Source organism: Pseudomonas sp. UF-293, from assembly GCF_058245595.1.
Genome location: NZ_JBSICA010000010.1, coordinates 76,527 through 96,710, shown reverse-complemented (window position 1 = coordinate 96,710; position 20,184 = coordinate 76,527). Strand labels below are relative to the sequence as shown.

The 20,184-nt window shown below is 56.0% G+C and carries 16 protein-coding genes; 13 read left to right on the top strand and 3 right to left on the bottom strand.

Features of this window, described 5'->3' with window-relative positions; translation table 11 throughout:
• Window positions 1-157: 157 nt before the first annotated feature.
• The 8 genes from AC4IHP_RS13645 to fabF all read left to right on the top strand — a co-directional run bounded on the left by AC4IHP_RS13645 (window position 158) and on the right by fabF (window position 9,862).
• Complete coding sequence (locus AC4IHP_RS13645) at window positions 158-1,996, top strand: hypothetical protein (protein ID WP_490831912.1); 1,839 nt, start codon at window positions 158-160, stop codon at window positions 1,994-1,996.
• An 11-nt stretch (window positions 1,997-2,007) separates the two neighbouring features.
• Window positions 2,008-2,367 carry an EamA family transporter gene (locus tag AC4IHP_RS13640; RefSeq protein WP_056788385.1) on the top strand — a complete coding sequence of 120 codons (360 nt, stop codon included), beginning with the start codon at window positions 2,008-2,010 and terminating at the stop codon, window positions 2,365-2,367.
• A gap of 3 nt (window positions 2,368-2,370) precedes the next feature.
• Window positions 2,371-3,045 carry a glycosyltransferase family 2 protein gene (locus AC4IHP_RS13635; protein ID WP_490831911.1) on the top strand — a complete coding sequence of 225 codons (675 nt, stop codon included), beginning with the start codon at window positions 2,371-2,373 and terminating at the stop codon, window positions 3,043-3,045.
• Between the two features lie 5 nt (window positions 3,046-3,050).
• Complete coding sequence (locus tag AC4IHP_RS13630; RefSeq protein ID WP_082530308.1) at window positions 3,051-3,404, top strand: DUF2304 domain-containing protein; 354 nt, start codon at window positions 3,051-3,053, stop codon at window positions 3,402-3,404.
• 786 nt (window positions 3,405-4,190) lie between these two features.
• Window positions 4,191-5,225, top strand: coding sequence for an acyltransferase family protein (locus tag AC4IHP_RS13625; RefSeq protein ID WP_490831910.1), 1,035 nt, complete (start codon window positions 4,191-4,193; stop codon window positions 5,223-5,225).
• A 716-nt stretch (window positions 5,226-5,941) separates the two neighbouring features.
• Entirely contained in the window at window positions 5,942-7,936 is a 1,995-nt protein-coding gene (locus AC4IHP_RS13620) for a polysaccharide biosynthesis protein (RefSeq protein ID WP_490831909.1), read from the top strand.
• A 110-nt stretch (window positions 7,937-8,046) separates the two neighbouring features.
• Entirely contained in the window at window positions 8,047-8,382 is a 336-nt protein-coding gene (locus AC4IHP_RS13615; protein ID WP_122603623.1) for a ComEA family DNA-binding protein, read from the top strand.
• A gap of 205 nt (window positions 8,383-8,587) precedes the next feature.
• On the top strand, window positions 8,588-9,862 hold the full coding sequence (gene fabF, locus AC4IHP_RS13610) for a beta-ketoacyl-ACP synthase II (RefSeq protein ID WP_490831908.1): 1,275 nt from the start codon (window positions 8,588-8,590) through the stop codon (window positions 9,860-9,862).
• Here the strand turns inward: fabF and AC4IHP_RS13605 are convergent.
• The 3 genes from AC4IHP_RS13605 to eat form a co-directional block, all read right to left on the bottom strand.
• Window positions 9,859-10,416 (bottom strand): TetR/AcrR family transcriptional regulator, encoded by a 558-nt coding sequence (locus tag AC4IHP_RS13605; RefSeq protein ID WP_490831907.1) that lies wholly within the window; start codon window positions 10,414-10,416, stop codon window positions 9,859-9,861. The genes fabF and AC4IHP_RS13605 overlap by 4 nt on opposite strands.
• A gap of 137 nt (window positions 10,417-10,553) precedes the next feature.
• A complete protein-coding gene (locus AC4IHP_RS13600; RefSeq protein WP_016770901.1) occupies window positions 10,554-10,721 on the bottom strand; it encodes a DUF2897 family protein in 168 nt (55 codons plus the stop codon).
• Between the two features lie 219 nt (window positions 10,722-10,940).
• Window positions 10,941-12,305 carry an ethanolamine permease gene (gene eat / locus AC4IHP_RS13595; RefSeq protein ID WP_490831906.1) on the bottom strand — a complete coding sequence of 455 codons (1,365 nt, stop codon included), beginning with the start codon at window positions 12,303-12,305 and terminating at the stop codon, window positions 10,941-10,943.
• A 560-nt stretch (window positions 12,306-12,865) separates the two neighbouring features.
• Here eat and kdpF point away from each other — a divergent pair.
• The 5 genes from kdpF (at window position 12,866) to AC4IHP_RS13570 (ending at window position 20,183) form a co-directional block, all read left to right on the top strand.
• The gene (kdpF, locus tag AC4IHP_RS13590; protein ID WP_007899818.1) at window positions 12,866-12,955 is read left to right on the top strand and encodes a K(+)-transporting ATPase subunit F; all 90 of its coding nucleotides are present in this window, start codon (window positions 12,866-12,868) and stop codon (window positions 12,953-12,955) included.
• An 8-nt stretch (window positions 12,956-12,963) separates the two neighbouring features.
• A complete protein-coding gene (gene kdpA / locus AC4IHP_RS13585; protein WP_490831905.1) occupies window positions 12,964-14,658 on the top strand; it encodes a potassium-transporting ATPase subunit KdpA in 1,695 nt (564 codons plus the stop codon).
• A gap of 10 nt (window positions 14,659-14,668) precedes the next feature.
• Entirely contained in the window at window positions 14,669-16,726 is a 2,058-nt protein-coding gene (gene kdpB, locus AC4IHP_RS13580) for a potassium-transporting ATPase subunit KdpB (RefSeq protein WP_490831904.1), read from the top strand.
• A gap of 127 nt (window positions 16,727-16,853) precedes the next feature.
• A complete protein-coding gene (kdpC, locus tag AC4IHP_RS13575; protein ID WP_460120592.1) occupies window positions 16,854-17,399 on the top strand; it encodes a potassium-transporting ATPase subunit KdpC in 546 nt (181 codons plus the stop codon).
• Window positions 17,400-17,531: 132 nt separating this feature from the next.
• Entirely contained in the window at window positions 17,532-20,183 is a 2,652-nt protein-coding gene (locus AC4IHP_RS13570) for a DUF4118 domain-containing protein (protein WP_490831903.1), read from the top strand.
• Window position 20,184 lies beyond the last annotated feature (1 nt).

Sequence of the window (20,184 nt, the reverse complement as noted above, 5' to 3'; positions counted from 1 at the left end):
GGATTGACGGAGTTCAGGAATGTACACTACTGCTCGCTCAACGCCGCCACGAGGCCTTCTAATCAGAACACAAGGCGTTGTCATCTGTATTTTGAATTCTCTGGTGTGAGATTCAAGGCGCTACCCATGGCTCTCGGCCTAACGTTTCGCTCATTCTATGAATTTAGTGGGTTTTGAAGTGATCGATTTATTATTGATGTGGTTGGTTGTCTTTGGCTGGGTGTCATTGGCTTCTTTTTCAATCGCCGGTGCCTCTCGCGCAGGATGTAATCGAGCAGAGTATATTTGTGCCTGCTCCGGAATTATGATTTCGCTTTATTTATTTGCCTGTCTGCAGATTCTTTCCCTCGGCATTATTTTTGTAAATGTTATAGGGGCTCTAGGGTGTGGGTTCGCGTTATGGAACTTAATGTATGAAGAAGATAATAAGTGGATTGTCATTCGAACCGGTGTCGAATTGTCAGTCATCTTCGCTATCGCATTTTTCGCATCCTGGGGTGCTGAGTATTGGACTTGGGACGAGTTTTCGCACTGGGGGGCTCAGATTGAATATCTAAATGCTCAGAAGAACATCCCGACCGAATCCGGCGTGCTTCTCTTTCCAAACTATATTCCCGGAATATCACTGTTTCGGTACTTTGGAGAGATTTTGCTTCACGGCACCGGATTAAGCGCGTCATATTTCCTGTCTTGGGTTATGGCATTGTCTGGTTTATATACAGTTGCATATTCGGAGTCCAAATACAGATTTCTAGCAACCGCTATCGCCGTTTTTTTTGCGTATTTGATTTTTTTTCAATCGCTTGTTTCGACCTTGTATGTTGATCCGTTGCAGGCGATCTTTTTTTTATGTGCTTTAAAGTATGCGCATGAGAAAAGTTCAGATGCGTTCAAGGTTGTTGTTGTGTTGTGTGTGTCATTAGTGTTAATGAAGCATGTTGGTTTAATATTCTCTCTTTTTGTTTTGATGTATTTCACTGCTGTAAGGGTTTTTCTATGTGAGGAGAAACCTGCTCATGTATTGCCGCGCGCTCTGTGCTTGGCTGGTTTAATATTTATTTCATATTTTAGCTGGGCCATTTATGTTAGTGTCTATGATTTGTCGATCGGCGTTGTTGATGTTTCTAAATTAACGGTCGGGGATGGAGTTTTCGCAAACTTATGGAGCGGCTTATTAATAGTCTTGAGTAATAAATTCATACATGCAGGATTTATCGAACCTTTTTATTTGACGGGTTATGATTTTAAGTCAGCGCCTGTGTGGGTTTTTATCGCAGCTATATTCGCTTTGAGCGCAATTTTTGTTTATGGAAGCTCTAGTTCTTTGCGTAATAAGCTGTTGGCAGTCGGTCTTCTGGTGTCGACCAATTTAAGTTATACGTTGTTTTTGGCTTATATTGCTGCTGTAACGCCTTGGGGATTAGATCCATATTCATTTGCAAGATATTTGATGGTCACGTTGTTTGCAACTTTTTTTATGCAGTTTATAATGGTGCGGAATCATATTTCGAAATTAGCAATTGCTCTTTTTGTCGTCTCGGTAGTTTCGTTTAGTGCGGTTGTAAGTCCCTCGTTGACCTCAGTTTTTGTGTCTGATAAAAGACCTCCCGTTATGGTAAACGAAGAGTATCGCTTGAAAGCTGAAACTCTTAAAAAATACGCAAATGAAACAGATCTTGTTTGGTATGTAAATGACCAGAATATAACTCTAGGCTATTTTGTATTCAGAATGAAAGCAATGCCATTGAAATTTGTTGCGTATTCCGCGGGCTATGATATCTATCATAACAATAATCTGGAGCGTGGAATTAACCTGGACTACCGACAGCATCTCTTCGCACGGAAGCTATGCACTGTAAATTATATATATATAGATAAAATGCCATACTTGTTCTGGAACCAATTTTCTAAGTTTTTTGATGTTCCGAATGGTACCTTATATAAGGTTGTACCTAGCGGCGTTAAAACCTGTAGTGCCAAATTAGTTTCAAAATGAGAGGTTTCGTTATGAGAGACATACTTTTTCTCTTAATATATGTATTTGGAATGGTGCTTGGTCAGGTTCTCTTCAAAAGAGTCGCAATTGCCATTTCAACTCATGGTAGTATTTACGCCATTGGCGGCGCACTATTGATGAGTTTTGAGTTTTTTCTGGCTATAGGTATTTATGGCCTCCTGACGATCTACTGGATTTGGCTCCTACGGTCAATATCTATATCGTACGCATACCCATTTGTTTCTCTTTCAATCGCAATTATGGTGTTCTTGGGGTGGTGGCTTTGGGGTGAAAAAATTAACTGGTTTCATATTTCCGGTGTTTTTTTCATATTGGTCGGAGTTATTCTTGTTGGTGTTTCGGGTGATTGACTTATGAAAGAAGTTTGGATTGTAATCGCAGCATATAATGAAGCGAGCGTTATCGCGCGTGTCGTTGAAGAGGTTCGTCTGGTTTTTGAGAACGTTGTTGTTGTCGACGACGGCTCATCAGATGACACATCTATTGAACTCAAAAAAACTGGTGCTTGGTGCATTGCGCACCCGATTAATCTCGGGCAGGGCGCCGCTTTGCAAACAGGGATAGAGTTTGCTATAAAAAACGACGCCAAATATGTTGTGACGTTCGATGCTGATGGGCAGCACTCAATTCAAGATGTTATCGGCATGCTCAATTTAATTAAAACCGGCAGTATTGATGTCGTTTTGGGCTCTCGCTTTCTTGGTAACGCAGTAGGGATTACCAAGTTTCGGCGATTTTTCCTGAAGTGCGCTGCTTTTTTCACCGGTATTGTCAGTGGAGTCTGGTTGACTGATGCACATAACGGGTTAAGAGTCTTCACGGTAAATGCAGCTAAGCAGATTAAAATCAGACAGAATAGAATGTCGCACGCCTCTGAAATAATTGACATTATTGGCTCTTGCCGCTTGGTTGTTAAAGAGTTCCCAGTGACCATTACGTATACGGAATACTCAGTCGCCAAGGGGCAAAAATTATCTAATTCGTTCTCGATTTTGCTTGAACAGTTATCCTCAAAGTTTATCCGGTGATTCCAATGAAAATTCTCCTTGTTTTATTTTTTGTTTTTTTAATCGTATGTGCAATTATCCAACGGCAGCGTGTTCGCATTATCCCTTGGGTAGTGGTATTCTTTTCTTGCTGCTCAATATATTTTGTACTTCTACCTGATCATTCAACAGTAGTAGCTGAATTTTTTGGGGTTGGTCGTGGGGCGGATTTGCTTCTTTACCTGTGGTTTGCAATAGGCTCGTTATTCATTTTCTTTCTAACTGTTCAAATTAAATCCTTAAATGAGAATATTACAAATCTTTCGCGTTACATTGCGATCGACCGCGCTGTTAGGGGCGATAATTGTAGCAGGCCTGATGCTGGAGCTAGTCAAGAGTAGACGAGGTACGCAGCCGAGTATTGAGGCGCCTTTATAAAGTTTTGCTTTGGGTTATGCCAATATACTTGATATAGCCAGCAGTTGAGCTCGGTAGTGCGACCACGTTAATGTGCTCGTTACAGCTTGGATCAGGTGAAATAATAGTAACCCATAAACCACTATCCAACCGCGAGATTGATGGCGGATGCTGTTTTCCCATCATCCGCCATGACGCAGGCAGTTGCAGCAGACTCGAGTTCTCTAACGTCGAAAGCCCGTCGGCTTTGAAGAAATTGATGCAGGGACTTGCTACCCCCGTCGAGCGGAACGAGAACGTGCGATCCCCCCGCCGGTCGGTTGAGAGAACTGGTTGTCCACCGCCACAGCCAAATTCGCGATGGCCTGTGCTTAACTTAGTGATCAGTCGAGACGACGGAAGCTAACCGCCAAAATCTCACCCGTGGCTGTCCCCAGCAACTGGATGCCTACCCGCAATCGTCGTGGCCCCCGTTCACCGAGGTCTCCTTGCGTGTCGGACGCAAAAGTCGCGGGTGCCATCTTTTCACGATTCTCATGGTCCATTAAAGCCACAGTAGTGCCAAATCACGGTATGGGCCCACGGGGCGACAAGCTTTTGTGGTTCGTCGCTTCCTAAACTGTAGGAGCCAAAATGTCCACCGAAGGCCCTTGGAAGTGGAAGACATCAAACGCCTGCTCTTGACCCTTTTGGGCGCTTGCGATCTTACGCTCGACACCAACGCCCACAATTTCTAAGATAAAGGAAATACGTTAATTACAAGAAAAAAAATGGGATTAATTAGGCTTTACCTCGCTATATCTGTATTGATTTTTCACTACCCTCTAACGACAGAGTCTTTACGATTTGTAAATAGCCTGTTTCTAGACTCCCAGATAGCAATTAACATGTTTTTTCTGATGTCTGGGTTCTATATATCTCTAGGGCTAAATAACCGCTACAGAGATCCAAGCCAGAATTCCACCTTTTACATCGGTCGATTGCTCAGGCTCTGGCCCGCCTATTTAATATCCCTTCTATTTCTTATACCGACAGGGAAATTACAAGCAGTTGCACATTGGATACTTGAGCTTCCAGCCGCGCTAAAGTATTTAGCGATTTTCTCAAATGCAACCATGATCGGGAATGACTTGTTGGTTCATTTGAGTGTTATCGATGGTCGAACAATATTCTCAGAGTATGGTATAGATCCTCATCACAATGGCTCATCGTACATACTGAACTTTCCTTCTTGGTCGCTATCGGTAGAGGTTATGTTTTATATCTTGGCACCGTTCATAGTGAGAAGTTTGAGAACTTCGCTTATTGTCTTGTCGATGAGTATAATAGCGTGCCTGTATGTGAAGTTTATCAATCCAGACTTAGTCACTCGATTCAGGGTTGACTTGTTTTATTCTAATCTGTTTATATATTTTGGTCTTGGTATGCTGGGGTATAGACTCAGCCAATGCGCTAAGAGCAGAACCTTACCCGAAGCCATAAAGTATCTAGTACCTGCCTATTTGTTGTCTTTTATTGCCCTGCCAAACAATTATGGTTGGCTTTATGTGACGCTGTCATTGGCTATTCCTACTCTTTTCGAGCTAACTAAGTCAAACAAATTTGATAAATTCTTCGGCGATCTTTCATATCCGATTTACATCCTGCACATGCCCATAGCGCTGCTCATTGTTTGGGCGCTTGATCTACAGTATGCGCCCGCCGTTTCGTTATTTTTCGCTGTCACGCTCGCCTCGGCAGTGGTAGTGCTTTTCATTGAGCGCCCGATTGATCGATTCAGATATCGATTTTTTAAAATCCAATAGAGCAATTGATCTCCAAGTGAGCAATATCGGTTCTTAGGGAGTGGTTTCAACTGTTCATTGAGGGGCTGCAACCTGGTGAGCTTTGCTGGTTTTTCGGATGATTGCTGCTCAGGGGGCGCGTGACGACGGCAGAATGGTGCCGCCGAGTTCATACTGTCTAACGATGGTGGGCGAAGTCGCCCACGGTCCGCGACATGACTTCAAGCTGATCATTAGCCAGCATCAATTCAGTCTCGGCGCTTTTCCAATGCGCAAGTCATAACCGGGAGGTGATCCTTGAACCCTCATTCAATAGACGTGGCTTATCCCGATGCTGCGCTGCCGATTCTCTTGGGGCTCAATCGGCCAGGACGCGAGCCGATGCTAAGGCAGAAACGTATTTCTGTAACCGAAGCCCGTCGACTTGCGCAAGCCGTCCGGCCCGTGTCGCATCGGCAGGTTTTGGATTCCTGAGCAAGAAAATTGAACCTGAACTAGGGCTTTCTGCGCGCGGGATGTCTGCTTGGACGTCGCTTCGCAAGCAGCTCATTATCCTTCGCTGCGATTTACGCGCATCTCAACAGCTCAAGAATTGTGCCGCTTTTACACGAGTCAGAGCTTGCGTCGATTCGTTGATGAGGTTTTGCTAGCGTTTGTTCTGTAATGTAGATCTTTTACTTCGTACAATGTGCCAGTCGGTTCCACGAACGGAGTAGGTTACCTTGGGGCGAGCGAATATGGAAAAGCTACGCGGATATTTGTTGGCGTTGCCGCGCCGACAGAAGCGACTGATTCAGGTGCTGACGGATATTGCCCTCGTCTGGGCAGCGCTCTGGATGGCATTTATCGTGCGTCTTGGAATCGACGAGATGGTCAACCCTATAAAAGTGCACCTCTGGTTGTTTATCTGTGCACCTCTCATCGCTATTCCTCTCTTTATACGATTCGGCATGTATCGAGCTGTGATGCGATATTTTGGCAATGACGCTTTGGTCGCTATCATAAAAGCCGTAAGTCTTTCGTCATTGATCCTCGCGCTAGTAGTTTATTGGTACAGCAACCATGAGGCTGTCGTCCCGCGTTCCATCATTTTTAATTATTGGTGGCTCAGCCTCGTCATCATCGGCGGCTTGCGCCTATGCATGCGTCAATATTTCATGGGCGATTGGTTCACGGCTGCGCAACATGTGCCTTTCGCCAATCGCGACGATGGTCTGACTAAGGTAGCGATTTACGGTGCGGGTGTGGCGGGCAACCAGTTGGTCGCTGCGCTGCGCATGGGGCGAGTGATGCGTCCTGTAGCGTTCATCGATGACGACCCCGGTATTGCGGATCGGTCAATTTCGGGCTTGCAGGTTTATAAGCCGAAACATATCCAGCAGATGATCGAGGTGACAGGTGCGCAGGAAATCTTACTCGCGCTCCCTTCTTCTACGCGAGCCAGACGACGGGAGATTCTTAATTTCCTTGAGGGCTTTCCGCTGCACGTGCGTAGCGTGCCCAATTTTACCGACCTGGCCAGCGGCCGTGTAAAAGTTGAAGATATCCAAGAAGTCGACATTGCTGACTTGCTGGGTCGGGATGCGGTGCCCGCACAACATGACTTGCTTGAACTCTGTATTAAAGGCAAGACGGTTTTGGTGACGGGGGCTGGCGGGTCGATCGGTTCAGAACTTTGTCGACAGATTTTTTTATTGAGGCCCACGACGCTCCTGTTGTTTGAACATAGTGAGTTTAACCTTTACAGCATTCTTTCTGAGTTGGAGCAACGGGGTATTCGGGAGTCGGTTTCAGTCAAACTGCTCCCGATTCTCGGCTCTATCCGCCATCAGGACAAACTTCTTGACGTTATGAAGGCTTGGCGGGTGGACACCGTCTATCACGCGGCCGCTTACAAGCACGTGCCGATAGTCGAGCACAATATTGCAGAAGGCTTGCTCAATAACGTCATTGGTACCCTAAATACGGCTCAGGCCGCGCTTCAGTCAGGTGTTGCCAACTTTGTATTGATCTCGACCGACAAGGCCGTCCGTCCTACCAACGTCATGGGCAGCACAAAGCGTCTGGCCGAGTTGACCCTTCAGGCTTTGAGTCGTGAGATTGCCCCCGTATTGTTTGGGGATCGTTCCAATGTCTCCCGAGTCAACAAGACGCGCTTCACCATGGTGCGTTTCGGTAATGTACTCGGATCGTCGGGGTCGGTGATTCCGTTGTTCCACAGCCAGATCAAATCGGGCGGACCGCTGACGGTCACGCATCCCAAGATCACCCGCTACTTCATGACCATCCCAGAAGCTGCGCAACTGGTCATCCAGGCTGGCTCAATGGGGCAGGGCGGCGACGTCTTCGTGCTGGATATGGGCGAGCCGGTGCGGATCGTTGAGCTGGCGGAAAAGATGATTCACCTGTCCGGACTGAGTATCCGATCGGAGCGCAACCCGCAGGGCGACATCTCCATCGAGTTCACCGGTTTGCGTCCAGGCGAGAAGCTGTACGAGGAATTGTTGATCGGGGATAACGTCGCAGCCACGTCGCATCCGATGATCATGAGCGCAAATGAAGATCACCTTCCGTGGGACGTTCTGAAAGCCCGCTTGGATGAACTGCTGAAAGCCGTGGAGGCCGACGACTACACCCGCGTCCGCCAGCTCCTGCGCGAAACCGTCTCCGGCTACACCCCAGATGGCGAAATCGTCGACTGGATCTACCAGCAACGTCGTCTTGAGCCCTGATTGTTTCACATCCTGTAACGCTCGCATTTTTGACTTCCCTCCGTCATGACCTACGTTTGGAGAGCAGCTTGGGAAAAGCTGCTTTCTAAAACGATGATGGAGCGTCACTTATGCGTACCGGTTATTTCTACTCGCTGATCTTTGCTTTCCTCACCAGCGCCTCGATTGCTGCGATTGCTGCCCCTGTAGCGCCCACCGAGACAACAAAGGCGCCTTTGCTGATGGATGCGGCTGCGCCCTCGGCAAGCGCGAAGGTCGATCTCAATGGCGCGGATGCGGCAACGTTGCAGAAGGAGTTGGCGGGTGTGGGGGAGGCGAAGGCGCAGGCGATTGTTGCGTATCGGGATACAAATGGTCCGTTCGCGTCGGTGGATGAGTTGCTGGAAGTGAAGGGGATTGGTAAGGCGATTCTGGATCGCAACCGCGACAAGCTGGAAGTGAACTAAGCTGACAGTTCAACGCCGAGAGGCCGGTCATTGACCGGCCTTTTTATTGAGTGCCGATCTGGTGGATGCCTGAACGCTGAAAATTACGGCTATCATATTGTGGTTTGATTATGCCTATAATAATTTCGCTCGGGACTGATTCAGCAGCCGAATCGCAGCACACCGATGCACGTCGAATTTTGAATTGATAAGGGGTAACCATGGTATGAACCAACGTCGAGTCGTCGTCACGGGCATGGGCCTGGTTTCACCTTTGGGCAGTGATGTTGAAATCGTCTGGCAGCGTTTGCTGGCCGGTCGTTCCGGGTTGCGCAACCTGCCCGATGCGGTTGTGGCTGATCTGCCGACCTGGGTCGGCGGCAGTGTGCCGACGGTGGAGGAGGATGCTGAGGCCGGGTTTGATCCGGATCGCGCCACGCCGCCCAAGGAACAGAAGAAGATGGATCGCTTCATCATGTTCGCCATGGAAGCGGCGCGGCAGGCGCTGGAGCAGGCCGGCTGGCATCCAGCCGACGCTGAAAGCCAGGAGCGGACCGCAACAATCATCGGCTCGGGTGTCGGTGGTTTCGGTGCGATTGCCGATGCGGTGCGTACCACCGACAGCCGTGGTCCTCGGCGTTTGTCGCCGTTCACCATTCCATCGTTTCTGGTCAATCTCGCGGCCGGTCATGTGTCGATCCAGCACGGCCTCAAAGGGCCATTGGGTGCTCCGGTTACCGCATGTGCCGCCGGGGTGCAGGCGATCGGCGACGCAGCGCGGTTGATTCGCGCAGGTGAGGCGGACATCGCCGTATGTGGCGGTGCGGAAGCTTCGATCGATCGCGTCAGTCTCGCCGGTTTCGCGGCGGCGCGGGCGCTGTCCAGCGGCTACAACGACACCCCGGAAAAAGCTTCGCGTCCCTTCGACAGTGGGCGCGATGGTTTCGTGATGGGCGAGGGCGCCGGTCTATTGGTCATCGAGTCGCTGGAGCATGCGCTTGCACGCGGTGCGAAGCCGCTGGCCGAACTGGTCGGTTACGGCACCACCGCCGACGCCTATCACCTGACCGCCGGTCCGGAAGACGGCAGCGGCGCACGCCGGGCGATGCAATTGGCACTGGCTCAGGGCGGTGTAAAGCCGGAGCAGGTGCAGCATCTCAACGCACATGCGACGTCGACGCCGGTTGGCGATTTGGGCGAGTTGGCGGCGATCAAGGCGTTGTTTGGCACGCAGAACAAGATAGCCGTAACGTCGACCAAATCCGCTACCGGTCATTTGCTCGGCGCGGCCGGCGGGCTGGAGGCGATTTTCACGCTCCTGGCGATTCGGGATCAGGTAGTGCCACCAACGCTCAACTTCGAAAACCCGGATCCGGCGAGCGAAGGGGTAGACATCGTGCATGGCGAGGCGCGCTCCATGTCGATCGAATATGCCTTGTCCAACGGCTTCGGTTTTGGCGGGGTCAATGCGAGCGTGTTGTTCAAGCGCTGGGAAGCTTAATCGCTCGATTGCTTGAGATGCTCACGGGTGACGTCGAGGATGCGCTGGGCGAAGTCGGCATCTGCGACGCTGCGTGACAGCAGCAGTGCACCGGCCAGGGTCGCCATGATGACAATGCTTCGATCGGTGCTGTTCTCGCCTTCGAGCGTGCCCTGAATTTGTCCGAGGCGAGCGTTGAGAACTTCGTCACTGGTGGGGCTTGGCTGGCCGCGCAGGCCCAGCTCGGAGGAAATGGTCAGCAGCGGGCAGCCTTCGTGGGGCGAGGTCTGATGCCACTCCGACAGGTAGGTGTCGATAAAGACTTGCAGCGGGTTTTCCTGCGCGAAGATCTCTTCGCACAGGCCCGCGACTTGCTCGCCGGCCTCTTGCAGGGCTTTTTCGACCAGCTCTTCCTTGGATTTGAAGTGCGAGTAGAAACCGCCATGGGTCAAGCCCAGGGCTTTCATCAAAGGCTGCAGGCCGGTGGCGCCGATACCGTCCTTGCGAAATCGGGCGGAAGCTTCCTTGATGATGCGCTGATGGGTCTGGGCTTTGTGATCTGGCGAGTAACGCATGTGGAGCTCTCCGCGACGATGCTGCCATCTTAACCACGGAAGATTAAATGGTGACTGTACTTCTAAAATCTAAAAAGCCTGCGATTAAGTCCGATTGCCCTGGAAAAACAAACCCCGCCATTGCGGCGGGGTTCGTATCAGCGGTCCTGTGCGTCCTTGGCATCCGCTTCAGCATTGCGCTGCGCAACGCGCTTGCGTTCTTCATCGGTCAGTTCGACCTTGTTGGCGGTGTCGCGCAACATCATCAATCCGCCAACAATCGAGCCGATCGCAACGACCAGAATCAACCAGGCATACCAGGGCATAACGGCTCTCCTTAATGGCAGCTCGACGGGCGAGGATTTCGCCGTGCGATGCTGCATACCACCTTTGAGCGAAACGACTTCGCAGTGGTTCCATTCTAGGCCGCTTGCTCCCGGTGCATCCGAAATTCCTGTGAGCTGCTGAAGGCTGCGATCTTTTGATCATGAAAAGCAAAGATCGCAGCCTCGTTTCACTCGTCAGCTCCTACGGGGTACGGGTCGTTACAGGCCTGTGAGCATGGCATCCGCTGGCGCATCGGCGCGCAGTTGCCCGGTCAGCATGAAGTAGCAGAACCCGACCGCCATGAAGCCGAGGAAGATCAAGCCGATCAGCGTGTTGAACCACGCCATCGCTACCAGGCAAACCACGGCCAATATCAGTGCAATCAGGGGCACCAGCGGATAGCACGGCGCGCGAAAGGTGCGTTCCAGATTCGGTTCCGATTTACGCAGTTTGAACAGGCTGAGCATGCTCATGATGTACATCACGATCGCGCCGAACACGGCCATGGTGATCATCGCGGCGGTGAGCGTCATGCCGCCGAGATTGATCAGGCCGTCGCTGTAGATCGCGGCGATGCCGATTAGGCCGCCAGCGATGATTGCGCGGTGCGGGGTCTGGAAACGCGACAGTTTTGCCAATGAGGCAGGCAGGTAACCGGCGCGGGCGAGGGCGAAGAATTGGCGTGAGTAACCGAGGATGATGCCGTGGAAACTCGCGACCAGGCCGAACAGACCGATCCACACCAGCATGTGCAGCCAGCCGGAGTTGTCGCCGACCACGGTTTTCATCGCCTGCGGCAGTGGGTCGTTGATGTTGGACAAGGTGCGCCAGTCGCCGACACCGCCAGCGAAGAACATCACGCCCATGGCCAGCAGCACCAGGGTCAGGATGCCGCTGATGTAGGCTTTCGGGATCGTGCGTTTCGGGTCCTTGGCTTCTTCGGCGGCCATGGCGGCGCCTTCGATGGCGAGGAAGAACCAGATTGCAAATGGAATTGCCGCGAACATGCCGGCAATTGCCGGCGCGCCGAAGACGTCGGAACCGGCCCAGCCATTCAGCGCGAAGTTGCTGAAGCTGAACGCCGGCGCGACCACGCCCATGAACACCAGCAACTCAGCCACCGCCAGCACGCAGACGATCAGCTCGAACGTCGCGGCCAGTTTCACTCCGAGAATGTTCAGGCCCATGAACATGATGTACGCGCCGACCGCCGCGTGTTTCGGGTCCAGTGCCGGGAATTGCACATTCAGATAAGCGCCAATCGCCAGGGCAATCGCCGGCGGGGCGAAGACGAATTCGATCAGCGTGGCCAGTCCGGCGATCAATCCGCCTTTTTCGCCAAACGCGCGGCGGCTATAGGCAAACGGCCCGCCGGCATGGGGAATAGCGGTGGTCAGTTCGGTGAAACTGAAGATGAAGCAGGTGTACATGGTCGCGACCATGAATGAAGTCACGAGAAAACCCAGCGTACCTGCCACGCCCCAGCCGTAACTCCAGCCGAAATACTCCCCGGAAATCACCAGCCCCACGGCAATGCCCCACAGATGCAACGTGCCCAGCGTGGGTTTGAGTTGTGTGTTCATGCGCTTGCTCCCTGAACGGTTTGGAAAGCTCAGGGGAGGGCGTGTGCAGTGGGCGTGCCATCGCCGTGAAACAAGTCGTAATAAGTTGAAAACTGTCGCAGAGGGGATGATTCACGCTAAATATGCAGGAAAGGTGCGCCAGTTGGGTGCGATGTTGATTGTGCTGCCGCCTTCGCGGGCAAGCCCGCTCCCACCGTTGGAATGCGTTCGTTCGGATACCATGACACATGTGGGAGCCGGGCTTGCCCGCGAAGAGGCTGTTCGAACAGCACAAGAATCAGCTCGGCCGGGTGCGATGTTGGTTGTGCTGCCGCCTTCGCGGGCAAGCCCGCTCCCACATTTTGAAATGCGCTCGCCCAAACAACGCCTACACCTGTGGGAGCGAGCCTGCTCGCGAATAGGCCCGCCCATACAACGCAAAACCCACCTGTAAAGCCCGCATAAACCCACTCTTTACGCTTTCTTTATGCCCCGCCACACCCCTCGCTCTCGTTCCTTTACAGCCTCCTTCCCGACAATCGCTGCACACACGGCAATACGCCGTTACACGGAGATCTTCCATGAGCGTTCTGGACGGGGTGTCACTGCTGTTGGCAGTGGGGCTGTTCATTTATCTGTTGGTTGCGCTGTTGCGCGCGGACCGGAACTAGGAGCGGCTATGCACAGTTATGACTATTGGCTGATCCTCGGGTTTTTTGCGTTGGTCTTGCTGCCGGCGCCGTTCCTCGGGCGCTTCTACTACAAAGTGATGGAAGGCCAGCGCACCTGGCTGACACCGATTCTCGGCCCGGTCGAGCGCGGTTGCTATCGTCTTGCCGGGGTCGATGCGCAGGCGGAGCAGAGCTGGCAGAAGTACACGCTGGCACTGCTGGCTTTCAACCTCGCCGGTTTCCTGCTGCTGTTCGCGATCCTGTTGTTTCAGGATCACTTGCCGCTGAACCCGCAAAACCTGCCTGGCCAGGAATGGACCCAGGCGTTCAATACCGCGGTCAGTTTCATGACCAACACCAACTGGCAGTCCTACAGCGGCGAAGCGACTCTCAGCTATCTGAGCCAGATGGTCGGTCTCACCGTGCAGAACTTCGTCAGCGCCGCCACCGGCTTGGCCGTGCTGGTCGCGCTGTGCCGTGGCAGCGGGCGCAAATCGGTGCAGACCCTCGGCAACTTCTGGGTCGACATGACCCGCGCCACTCTCTATGGCCTGCTGCCGCTGTGCCTGCTGCTGGCGCTGTATCTGGTCTGGCAGGGCGTGCCGCAAACCTTCGCCCAGTACGTAAATGCCGTGACCCTGCAAGGCGTCGATCAGGTGATCCCGCTCGGCCCGGCCGCCAGCCAGATTGCGATCAAGCAACTGGGCACCAACGGTGGTGGTTTCTTCGGGGTGAACTCGGCGCATCCGTTCGAGAACCCGACCGCGTGGAGCAACCTGTTCGAAGTCGCTTCGATCATCCTGATTCCCGTGGCGCTGGTATTCACCTTTGGCCATTACGTTAAGGATCTGCGCCAGAGCCGGGCGATCATCGCCTGCATGTTGGCGTTGTTCCTGATCGGCGGTGCGACATCGTTGTGGGCCGAGTATCAGCCGAATCCGACCCTGAACAACGCCGCCGTCGAGCAGACCGCGCCGCTGGAAGGCAAGGAAGCGCGCTTCGGTACCACCGCGACGGTGCTGTGGTCGGTGACTACCACGGCGGCCTCGAACGGTTCGGTCAACGGCATGCACGACAGCCTCAACCCGCTGAGCGGCATGGTTGCGCTGGTCAACATGATGGTCGGCGAAGTGATCTTCGGCGGTGTCGGCGCCGGGCTCTACGGCATGTTGCTCAACGTGCTGATCGCGGTGTTCCTCGCCGGTCTGATGATCGGTCGTACGCCGGAATACCTCGGCAAAAAACTCCAGGCCCGCGAGGTGCAATTGCTGGTGGTGACGCTGCTGGTGATGCCGATCGGCGTGCTGGTGCTCGGCGCAATTGCCGCCACGGTTCCCAGCGCTGCGGCAACCATCAGCAACCCCGGTCCGCACGGTTTCAGTCAGTTGCTCTATGCCTACACCTCGGCCAGCGCCAACAACGGCTCGGCGTTCGGTGGCCTCAGCGCGAACACGCCGTTTCACAACCTGATGCTGGGCCTGGGCATGTTGATCGGCCGCTTCGGCTACATCCTGCCGGTGCTGGCACTGGCCGGTAGCCTGGCGATGAAGAAAAGCGCACCGGTTGGCCAGAACAGCTTTCCGACTCACGGCCCGCTGTTCGTGACCCTGTTGACCGTGACCATTTTGCTGGTGGGCGGCCTGACCTTTCTACCGACCCTGGCGCTCGGTCCGATTGCCGAACATCTGAGCCTAGGCTTCTAAGGAGTCCATGATGAATATGCCCGCTATCAAACCGGCTGCCATCAAGGCACCGGAGTCAGCCAAAACCGCGATCTCGGCCCTGTGGCGCCCGGCGCTGGTGCAAGCCTTCGTCAAGCTCGACCCTCGGCAATTGGCGCGTTCGCCAGTGATGTTGGTGGTCGAACTGACGGCGATTTTCACCACCGTGCTGTGCTTCCTTCCGAATGCCGATGTGCCGACCTTCGTCGCCGCACAAATCGCCCTGTGGCTGTGGTTCACCGTGCTGTTCGCCAACTTCGCCGAGGCCTTGGCCGAAGGTCGTGGCAAGGCTCGCGCCGACAGCCTCAAGGCCGGCAGCGAAGGCCTCAGCGCCCGTTGCCGTCAGGCTGATGGCAGCTTCAAGATTGTCCCCGCCGCCAATCTGCGCAAGGGCGATGTGGTGCGTGTCGAAGCAGGGGAGATGATCCCCGGGGACGGCGAAGTCATCGAAGGTATCGCGGCAGTCAACGAAGCGGCGATCACTGGCGAATCGGCGCCGGTGATCCGCGAGTCCGGCGGCGACCGTTCCGCTGTCACCGGCAACACGCGGCTGGTGTCCGACTGGCTGCTGGTGAAGATCACCGCGAACCCCGGTGAATCGACCCTCGACCGCATGATCGCGTTGGTCGAAGGCGCCAAGCGCCAGAAGACCCCCAACGAAGTCGCGCTGGATATCCTGCTGATCGGCCTGACCCTGATCTTTCTGCTGGTGGTCGTCACCCTGCAACCGTTCGCGCATTTCGCCAATGGCAGCCTGCCGCTGGTGTTCCTTGTCGCGTTATTGGTCACGCTGATCCCGACCACCATCGGCGGTCTGCTGTCGGCCATCGGTATCGCCGGGATGGATCGGCTGGTGCGTCTCAACGTCATCGCCAAATCCGGCCGCGCGGTGGAAGCGGCGGGTGATGTGCACGTGCTGTTGCTCGACAAGACCGGCACCATCACTTTCGGCAACCGTCGCTGCAGCGCGGTGTACGCCGCTCCGGGTGTAACCGGTCGTGAGTTGGCCGAAGGCGCGTTGTTCGCTTCGCTGGCCGACGAAACCGCTGAAGGCAAATCGATTGTCGAGTTCCTCCGTGGCCTGCATCCACAACCGGAGCCGGCCCCGGAAACCCTGACCGCCGTGCCGTTCAGCGCGGAAACCCGCTTGTCCGGCGTCGATTATCAGGGCCGCGTGTATCGCAAAGGCGCGGTGGATTCGCTGCTGGCGTTTCTCGGTCAGCAGCGCACCGATCTTTCCCCGGCGCTGGCGCGCGAGATCGACAAGATTGCCCAGAGCGGCGGCACGCCGTTGCTGGTCTGCGCTGACGGCAAGCTGCTTGGCGCGATCCATCTCAAGGACGTGGTCAAACCAGGCATTCGCGAGCGTTTTGCCGAGTTGCGCAAACTGGGGATTCGTACGGTGATGGTTACCGGCGACAACCCGCTGACCGCTGCTGCGATCGCCGCTGAAGCGGGCGTCGATGATGTGCTTGCCGAAGCCACGCCGGAGAAAAAACTCGCGCGGATTCGTCACGAGCAGAACGACGGGCGCCTGGTCGCCATGTGCGGCGACGGCGCCAACGACGCCCCGGCGCTGGCCCAGGCAGACGTCGGCATGGCGATGAACGACGGCACGCAAGCGGCGCGCGAGGCGGCGAACATGGTCGACCTCGACAGCGACCCGACCAAGCTGCTCGACGTGGTGCAGATCGGCAAGGAATTGCTGGTGACCCGTGGCGCACTGACGACCTTTTCCATCGCCAACGACATCGCCAAATACTTCGCGATTCTGCCGGCGCTGTTCGCCTCGATTTACCCGCAGTTGGGCGTGTTGAACATCATGCACTTGAGCAGTCCGCAGAGCGCGATTCTCTCGGCGATCGTGTTCAACGCACTGATCATCGTTGTGCTGATTCCACTGGCATTGCGCGGCGTGCGCGTGCAGGCGGCGAGTGCGGCGGCGTTGCTGCGGCGCAATCTGCTGATCTATGGCGTCGGCGGGATTGTCGTGCCGTTCGTGGGAATCAAGGTGATCGACATGCTGCTTACGGCGTTGCATCTGGTGTAACGCTTTCGCCAGCAGGCTCGCCCCACCTGTAATTGCATTGCTCTGTGGGAGCGAGCCTGCTCGCGAAGAATGCGCCACTGCTTATCTGACTCAACACAGTACCGGTTTCTGAATCGAGGATTCTGCAATGTCCACAATGATACGCCCAGCTCTGACCCTGTTGGCGCTGATGACCCTGATCACCGGCGTCGCCTATCCGCTGGCAGTGACTGGCATCGCCCAGGTCGCTTTCCCGGCTCAGGCCAACGGCAGCCTGATTCACGACGCCGACGGCAAAGTCCGCGGCTCGGCGCTGATTGCTCAGGATTTCAGCGGCGACAACTGGTTCCACCCGCGCCCGTCCGCCGGGGCTTTTGCCACGGTCGCCAGCGGCGCCAGCAACCTCGCGCCGAGCAATCCGGCCCTGGCGACCCGCGTAATCGAAGATGCGCAAAAACAACAAGTCGTTGGGCAGGGGCCGGTGCCCCTGGCCTTGCTGACCACCTCCGCCAGCGGTCTCGATCCGCACTTGCCTCCGGCGGCAATTGCCTATCAACTGGCGCGTGTCGCGGCAGCGCGCAATCTGCCGGTGTCGACCTTGCAGCAATTGCTCGATAAGCACATCGAACAACCGCTGGTGGGGCCGCCGGTGGTGAATGTGCTGGAGCTGAATCTGGCACTGCAAAACCTGTAATCGGCGGCGCGACCATTCGCGAGCAGGCTCGCTCCCACCTTTGGAATGCATATCCATGTGGGAGCGAGCCTGCTCGCGAAGGCGCCCTGAAAATCACCGCATAAACATCAGAAGAAAGAGAGCATCCCCAGCATGAGCGACTCCGGCCGCGCCGACGCATTGTTAGCAGACCTGCCCCGCGATGGCCGTGGCCGGCTCAAGGTTTTCCTCGGTGCCGCCCCCGGGGTCGGCAAGACCTACGCCATGCTCCAGGCCGCGCACACGCAACTGCGTCAGGGCGTGAAAGTCCTTGCCGGCGTGGTCGAAACCCACGGCCGCGCCGAAACCGAAGCCCTGCTCGGCGGCCTGCCGCAGCAACCGCTGGTGCGCAGCGAATACCGTGGTGTGCTGCTTGAAGAAATGGACCTCGACGGCTTGCTCGCGGCCGAACCGAAGCTTGTGCTGGTGGATGAACTGGCCCACAGCAACGCCCCCGGCAGTCGCCACGCCAAGCGCTGGCAAGACATTCAGGAACTGCTCGCCGCCGGCATCGACGTGTTCACCACGGTCAACGTCCAGCATCTGGAAAGCCTTAACGATCAGGTGCGCGGCATCACCGGCGTACAGGTGCGCGAAACCCTGCCGGACTGGGTGTTGCAGGAAGCTTTCGAGCTGCTGCTGATCGACCTGCCGCCACGTGAATTGCTTGAGCGTCTGCGCGAGGGCAAGGTCTACGTGCCGGAACAGGCCCGCGCTGCGATCGACGCCTTTTTCACCCAGACCAATCTCACCGCACTGCGCGAACTGGCTATGCAGACCGCCGCCGCGCAGGTCGACAACGATCTCGCCCAGGGCTATCGCCAACTCGGCCAGGCCGCGCCGGCGGTGCGCGGGCGTTTGTTGGTCGGCATCGATGGCGATGCGCAGGCCGAACGGCTGGTGCGTCACGCCAGCCGCGTCGCCCAGCGCCGGCATCTGCCGTGGAGTCTGGTGCATGTCGACAACGGCAGTGCCCGTGACGAGCAATCGCGGTTGCGTTTGCAAAGCGCCCAGCAACTGGCCGAACGCCTCGGTGGCGAAGTGGTGCTGTTGCGCGCTGGCGAAGTGGCGAAAACCCTGATTCAACACGCCGCCGAACGCCGCGCAAGTCTGTTGTTGGTCGGCCAGTCGCGGCCACGTTTGCGCCGTCGATTGTTCGGCGGTGGCCTGGCGGCGCGCCTGCTGCGTCAGGCTCACGGTCTGGAAATCAACGTGCTCGACAGTGACCACGAACAGCATCAACCGCGCCCGCGCAATTCAGTCACGCTGGTGTGGTTCGACTACGCGCTGGCGCTGGTGGCGACGTTGTTGGCCAGCGCGTTGGCCTGGGCGGTGTCGAGCGTGTTGCCGCTGCCGAACATCTCGCTGGTGTTTCTCGCGGCGGTGTTGCTGGTGGCGGTGCGCAGCAGCCTCGGCCCGGCGCTGGCCTGTGCGGCGCTGTCGTTCCTCACCTACGATTTTCTGTTCATCCCGCCGAATTTTTCTTTCAGCATTCAGCGCGAAGAAGACGTGCTGACGCTGCTGTTCTTCCTGTTGATGGCGGCGCTCACCGGCAACCTTGCGGCGCGTCAGCGGCGGCAGTTGCAGGCCTTGCGCGATACCCAGGAAGAAACCAGCGAACTGCTCGACCTGTCGCGCAAACTCACCGCCGCGACCGACCGCCAGGCCGTGATCAGCGCCGCCGCGCAGCACCTCGAAGGTTGGAGCGATGTGCAATTGTGCCTGCTCAACCGCGACGGCCAGGGCGGCTGGAAAGTCGAAACCGGCGGGCCGCTGCAATTCACCGAGGCCGAACGCGCCGCCGCCGATTGGGCCTGGCAACACGATCAACCGGCGGGCAAGGGCACCGGCACCTTGCCGCTGGGACGTTGGTGGTGGTGGCCATTGTCGGTCGAGGACGGGCCGCTGGCGTTGCTCGGTGTTTGCGCCAAGGAAGGCCAGAGCTTGAGCGGTCAGCGTCGACGTTTGCTCACCGCGTTGAGCCAGCCGCTGGCGCAAGCCCTGGCACGCGCGCAGTTAGCGGATGACCTCGAAGCGGCGCGTCTGCACGGCGAAACCGAACAGTTGCGCAGCGCCTTGCTGGCCTCGGTATCCCACGATTTGCGCACGCCGCTGACGGCCATGCGCGGTAGCATCGACAGCCTTTTAGCGCTCGGCGAAGCGATCCCGCTGGAGGATCGCCGCGAGTTGCTCGAAGGCACCCGCGATGAAGCCGAACGCCTCGACCGCTACATCCAGAACCTGCTCGACATGACTCGCCTCGGCCACGGCGCCCTGAAGCTGGCGCGGGACTGGGTGTCGCCGGCGGACATTGTCGGCAGTTCGCTCAATCGCCTGCGCGCGGTGCTGGCGCCGCTGCACGTCAGCACCGAAGTGCCGGCCGAGTTGCCGCTGCTGTATGTGCACGCGGCGCTGATCGAACAGGCGCTGGTCAATGTGCTGGAGAACGCCGCGCGATTTTCGCCCAGCCACGGTCGCCTGCAACTGCGCGCCGGTGCCGATGAACAGGAGATTTTTTTCGCGGTGAGCGATGAAGGTCCGGGGATTCCCGAAGAAGAGCGCGCGAAGATTTTCGATATGTTCTACACCGCCGCGCGCGGTGATCGCGGCGGGCAGGGCACGGGTTTGGGACTGGCGATCTGTCAGGGCATGGTCGGCGCCCACGGTGGGCGTATTTCTGTGGCTGACGGCATCGACGGGCGCGGCACCTGTATCACCTTGCACCTGCCGTTGCAGGCGCAACCGGGAATGGACGGTGAAGCTTGAA

Excerpts from the sequence above, each read along its gene's own strand:
- AC4IHP_RS13645 (WP_490831912.1), top strand. The coding sequence starts at position 158 with ATGAATTTAGTGGGTTTTGAAGTGATCGATTTATTATTGATGTGGTTG.
- AC4IHP_RS13640 (WP_056788385.1), top strand. The coding sequence starts at position 2,008 with ATGAGAGACATACTTTTTCTCTTAATATATGTATTTGGAATGGTGCTT.
- AC4IHP_RS13635 (WP_490831911.1), top strand. The coding sequence starts at position 2,371 with ATGAAAGAAGTTTGGATTGTAATCGCAGCATATAATGAAGCGAGCGTT.
- AC4IHP_RS13630 (WP_082530308.1), top strand. The coding sequence starts at position 3,051 with ATGAAAATTCTCCTTGTTTTATTTTTTGTTTTTTTAATCGTATGTGCA.
- AC4IHP_RS13625 (WP_490831910.1), top strand. The coding sequence starts at position 4,191 with ATGGGATTAATTAGGCTTTACCTCGCTATATCTGTATTGATTTTTCAC.
- AC4IHP_RS13620 (WP_490831909.1), top strand. The coding sequence starts at position 5,942 with ATGGAAAAGCTACGCGGATATTTGTTGGCGTTGCCGCGCCGACAGAAG.
- AC4IHP_RS13615 (WP_122603623.1), top strand. The coding sequence starts at position 8,047 with ATGCGTACCGGTTATTTCTACTCGCTGATCTTTGCTTTCCTCACCAGC.
- fabF (WP_490831908.1), top strand. The coding sequence starts at position 8,588 with ATGAACCAACGTCGAGTCGTCGTCACGGGCATGGGCCTGGTTTCACCT.
- AC4IHP_RS13605 (WP_490831907.1), bottom strand. The coding sequence starts at position 10,416 with ATGCGTTACTCGCCAGATCACAAAGCCCAGACCCATCAGCGCATCATC.
- AC4IHP_RS13600 (WP_016770901.1), bottom strand. The coding sequence starts at position 10,721 with ATGCCCTGGTATGCCTGGTTGATTCTGGTCGTTGCGATCGGCTCGATT.
- eat (WP_490831906.1), bottom strand. The coding sequence starts at position 12,305 with ATGAACACACAACTCAAACCCACGCTGGGCACGTTGCATCTGTGGGGC.
- kdpF (WP_007899818.1), top strand. The coding sequence starts at position 12,866 with ATGAGCGTTCTGGACGGGGTGTCACTGCTGTTGGCAGTGGGGCTGTTC.
- kdpA (WP_490831905.1), top strand. The coding sequence starts at position 12,964 with ATGCACAGTTATGACTATTGGCTGATCCTCGGGTTTTTTGCGTTGGTC.
- kdpB (WP_490831904.1), top strand. The coding sequence starts at position 14,669 with ATGAATATGCCCGCTATCAAACCGGCTGCCATCAAGGCACCGGAGTCA.
- kdpC (WP_460120592.1), top strand. The coding sequence starts at position 16,854 with ATGTCCACAATGATACGCCCAGCTCTGACCCTGTTGGCGCTGATGACC.
- AC4IHP_RS13570 (WP_490831903.1), top strand. The coding sequence starts at position 17,532 with ATGAGCGACTCCGGCCGCGCCGACGCATTGTTAGCAGACCTGCCCCGC.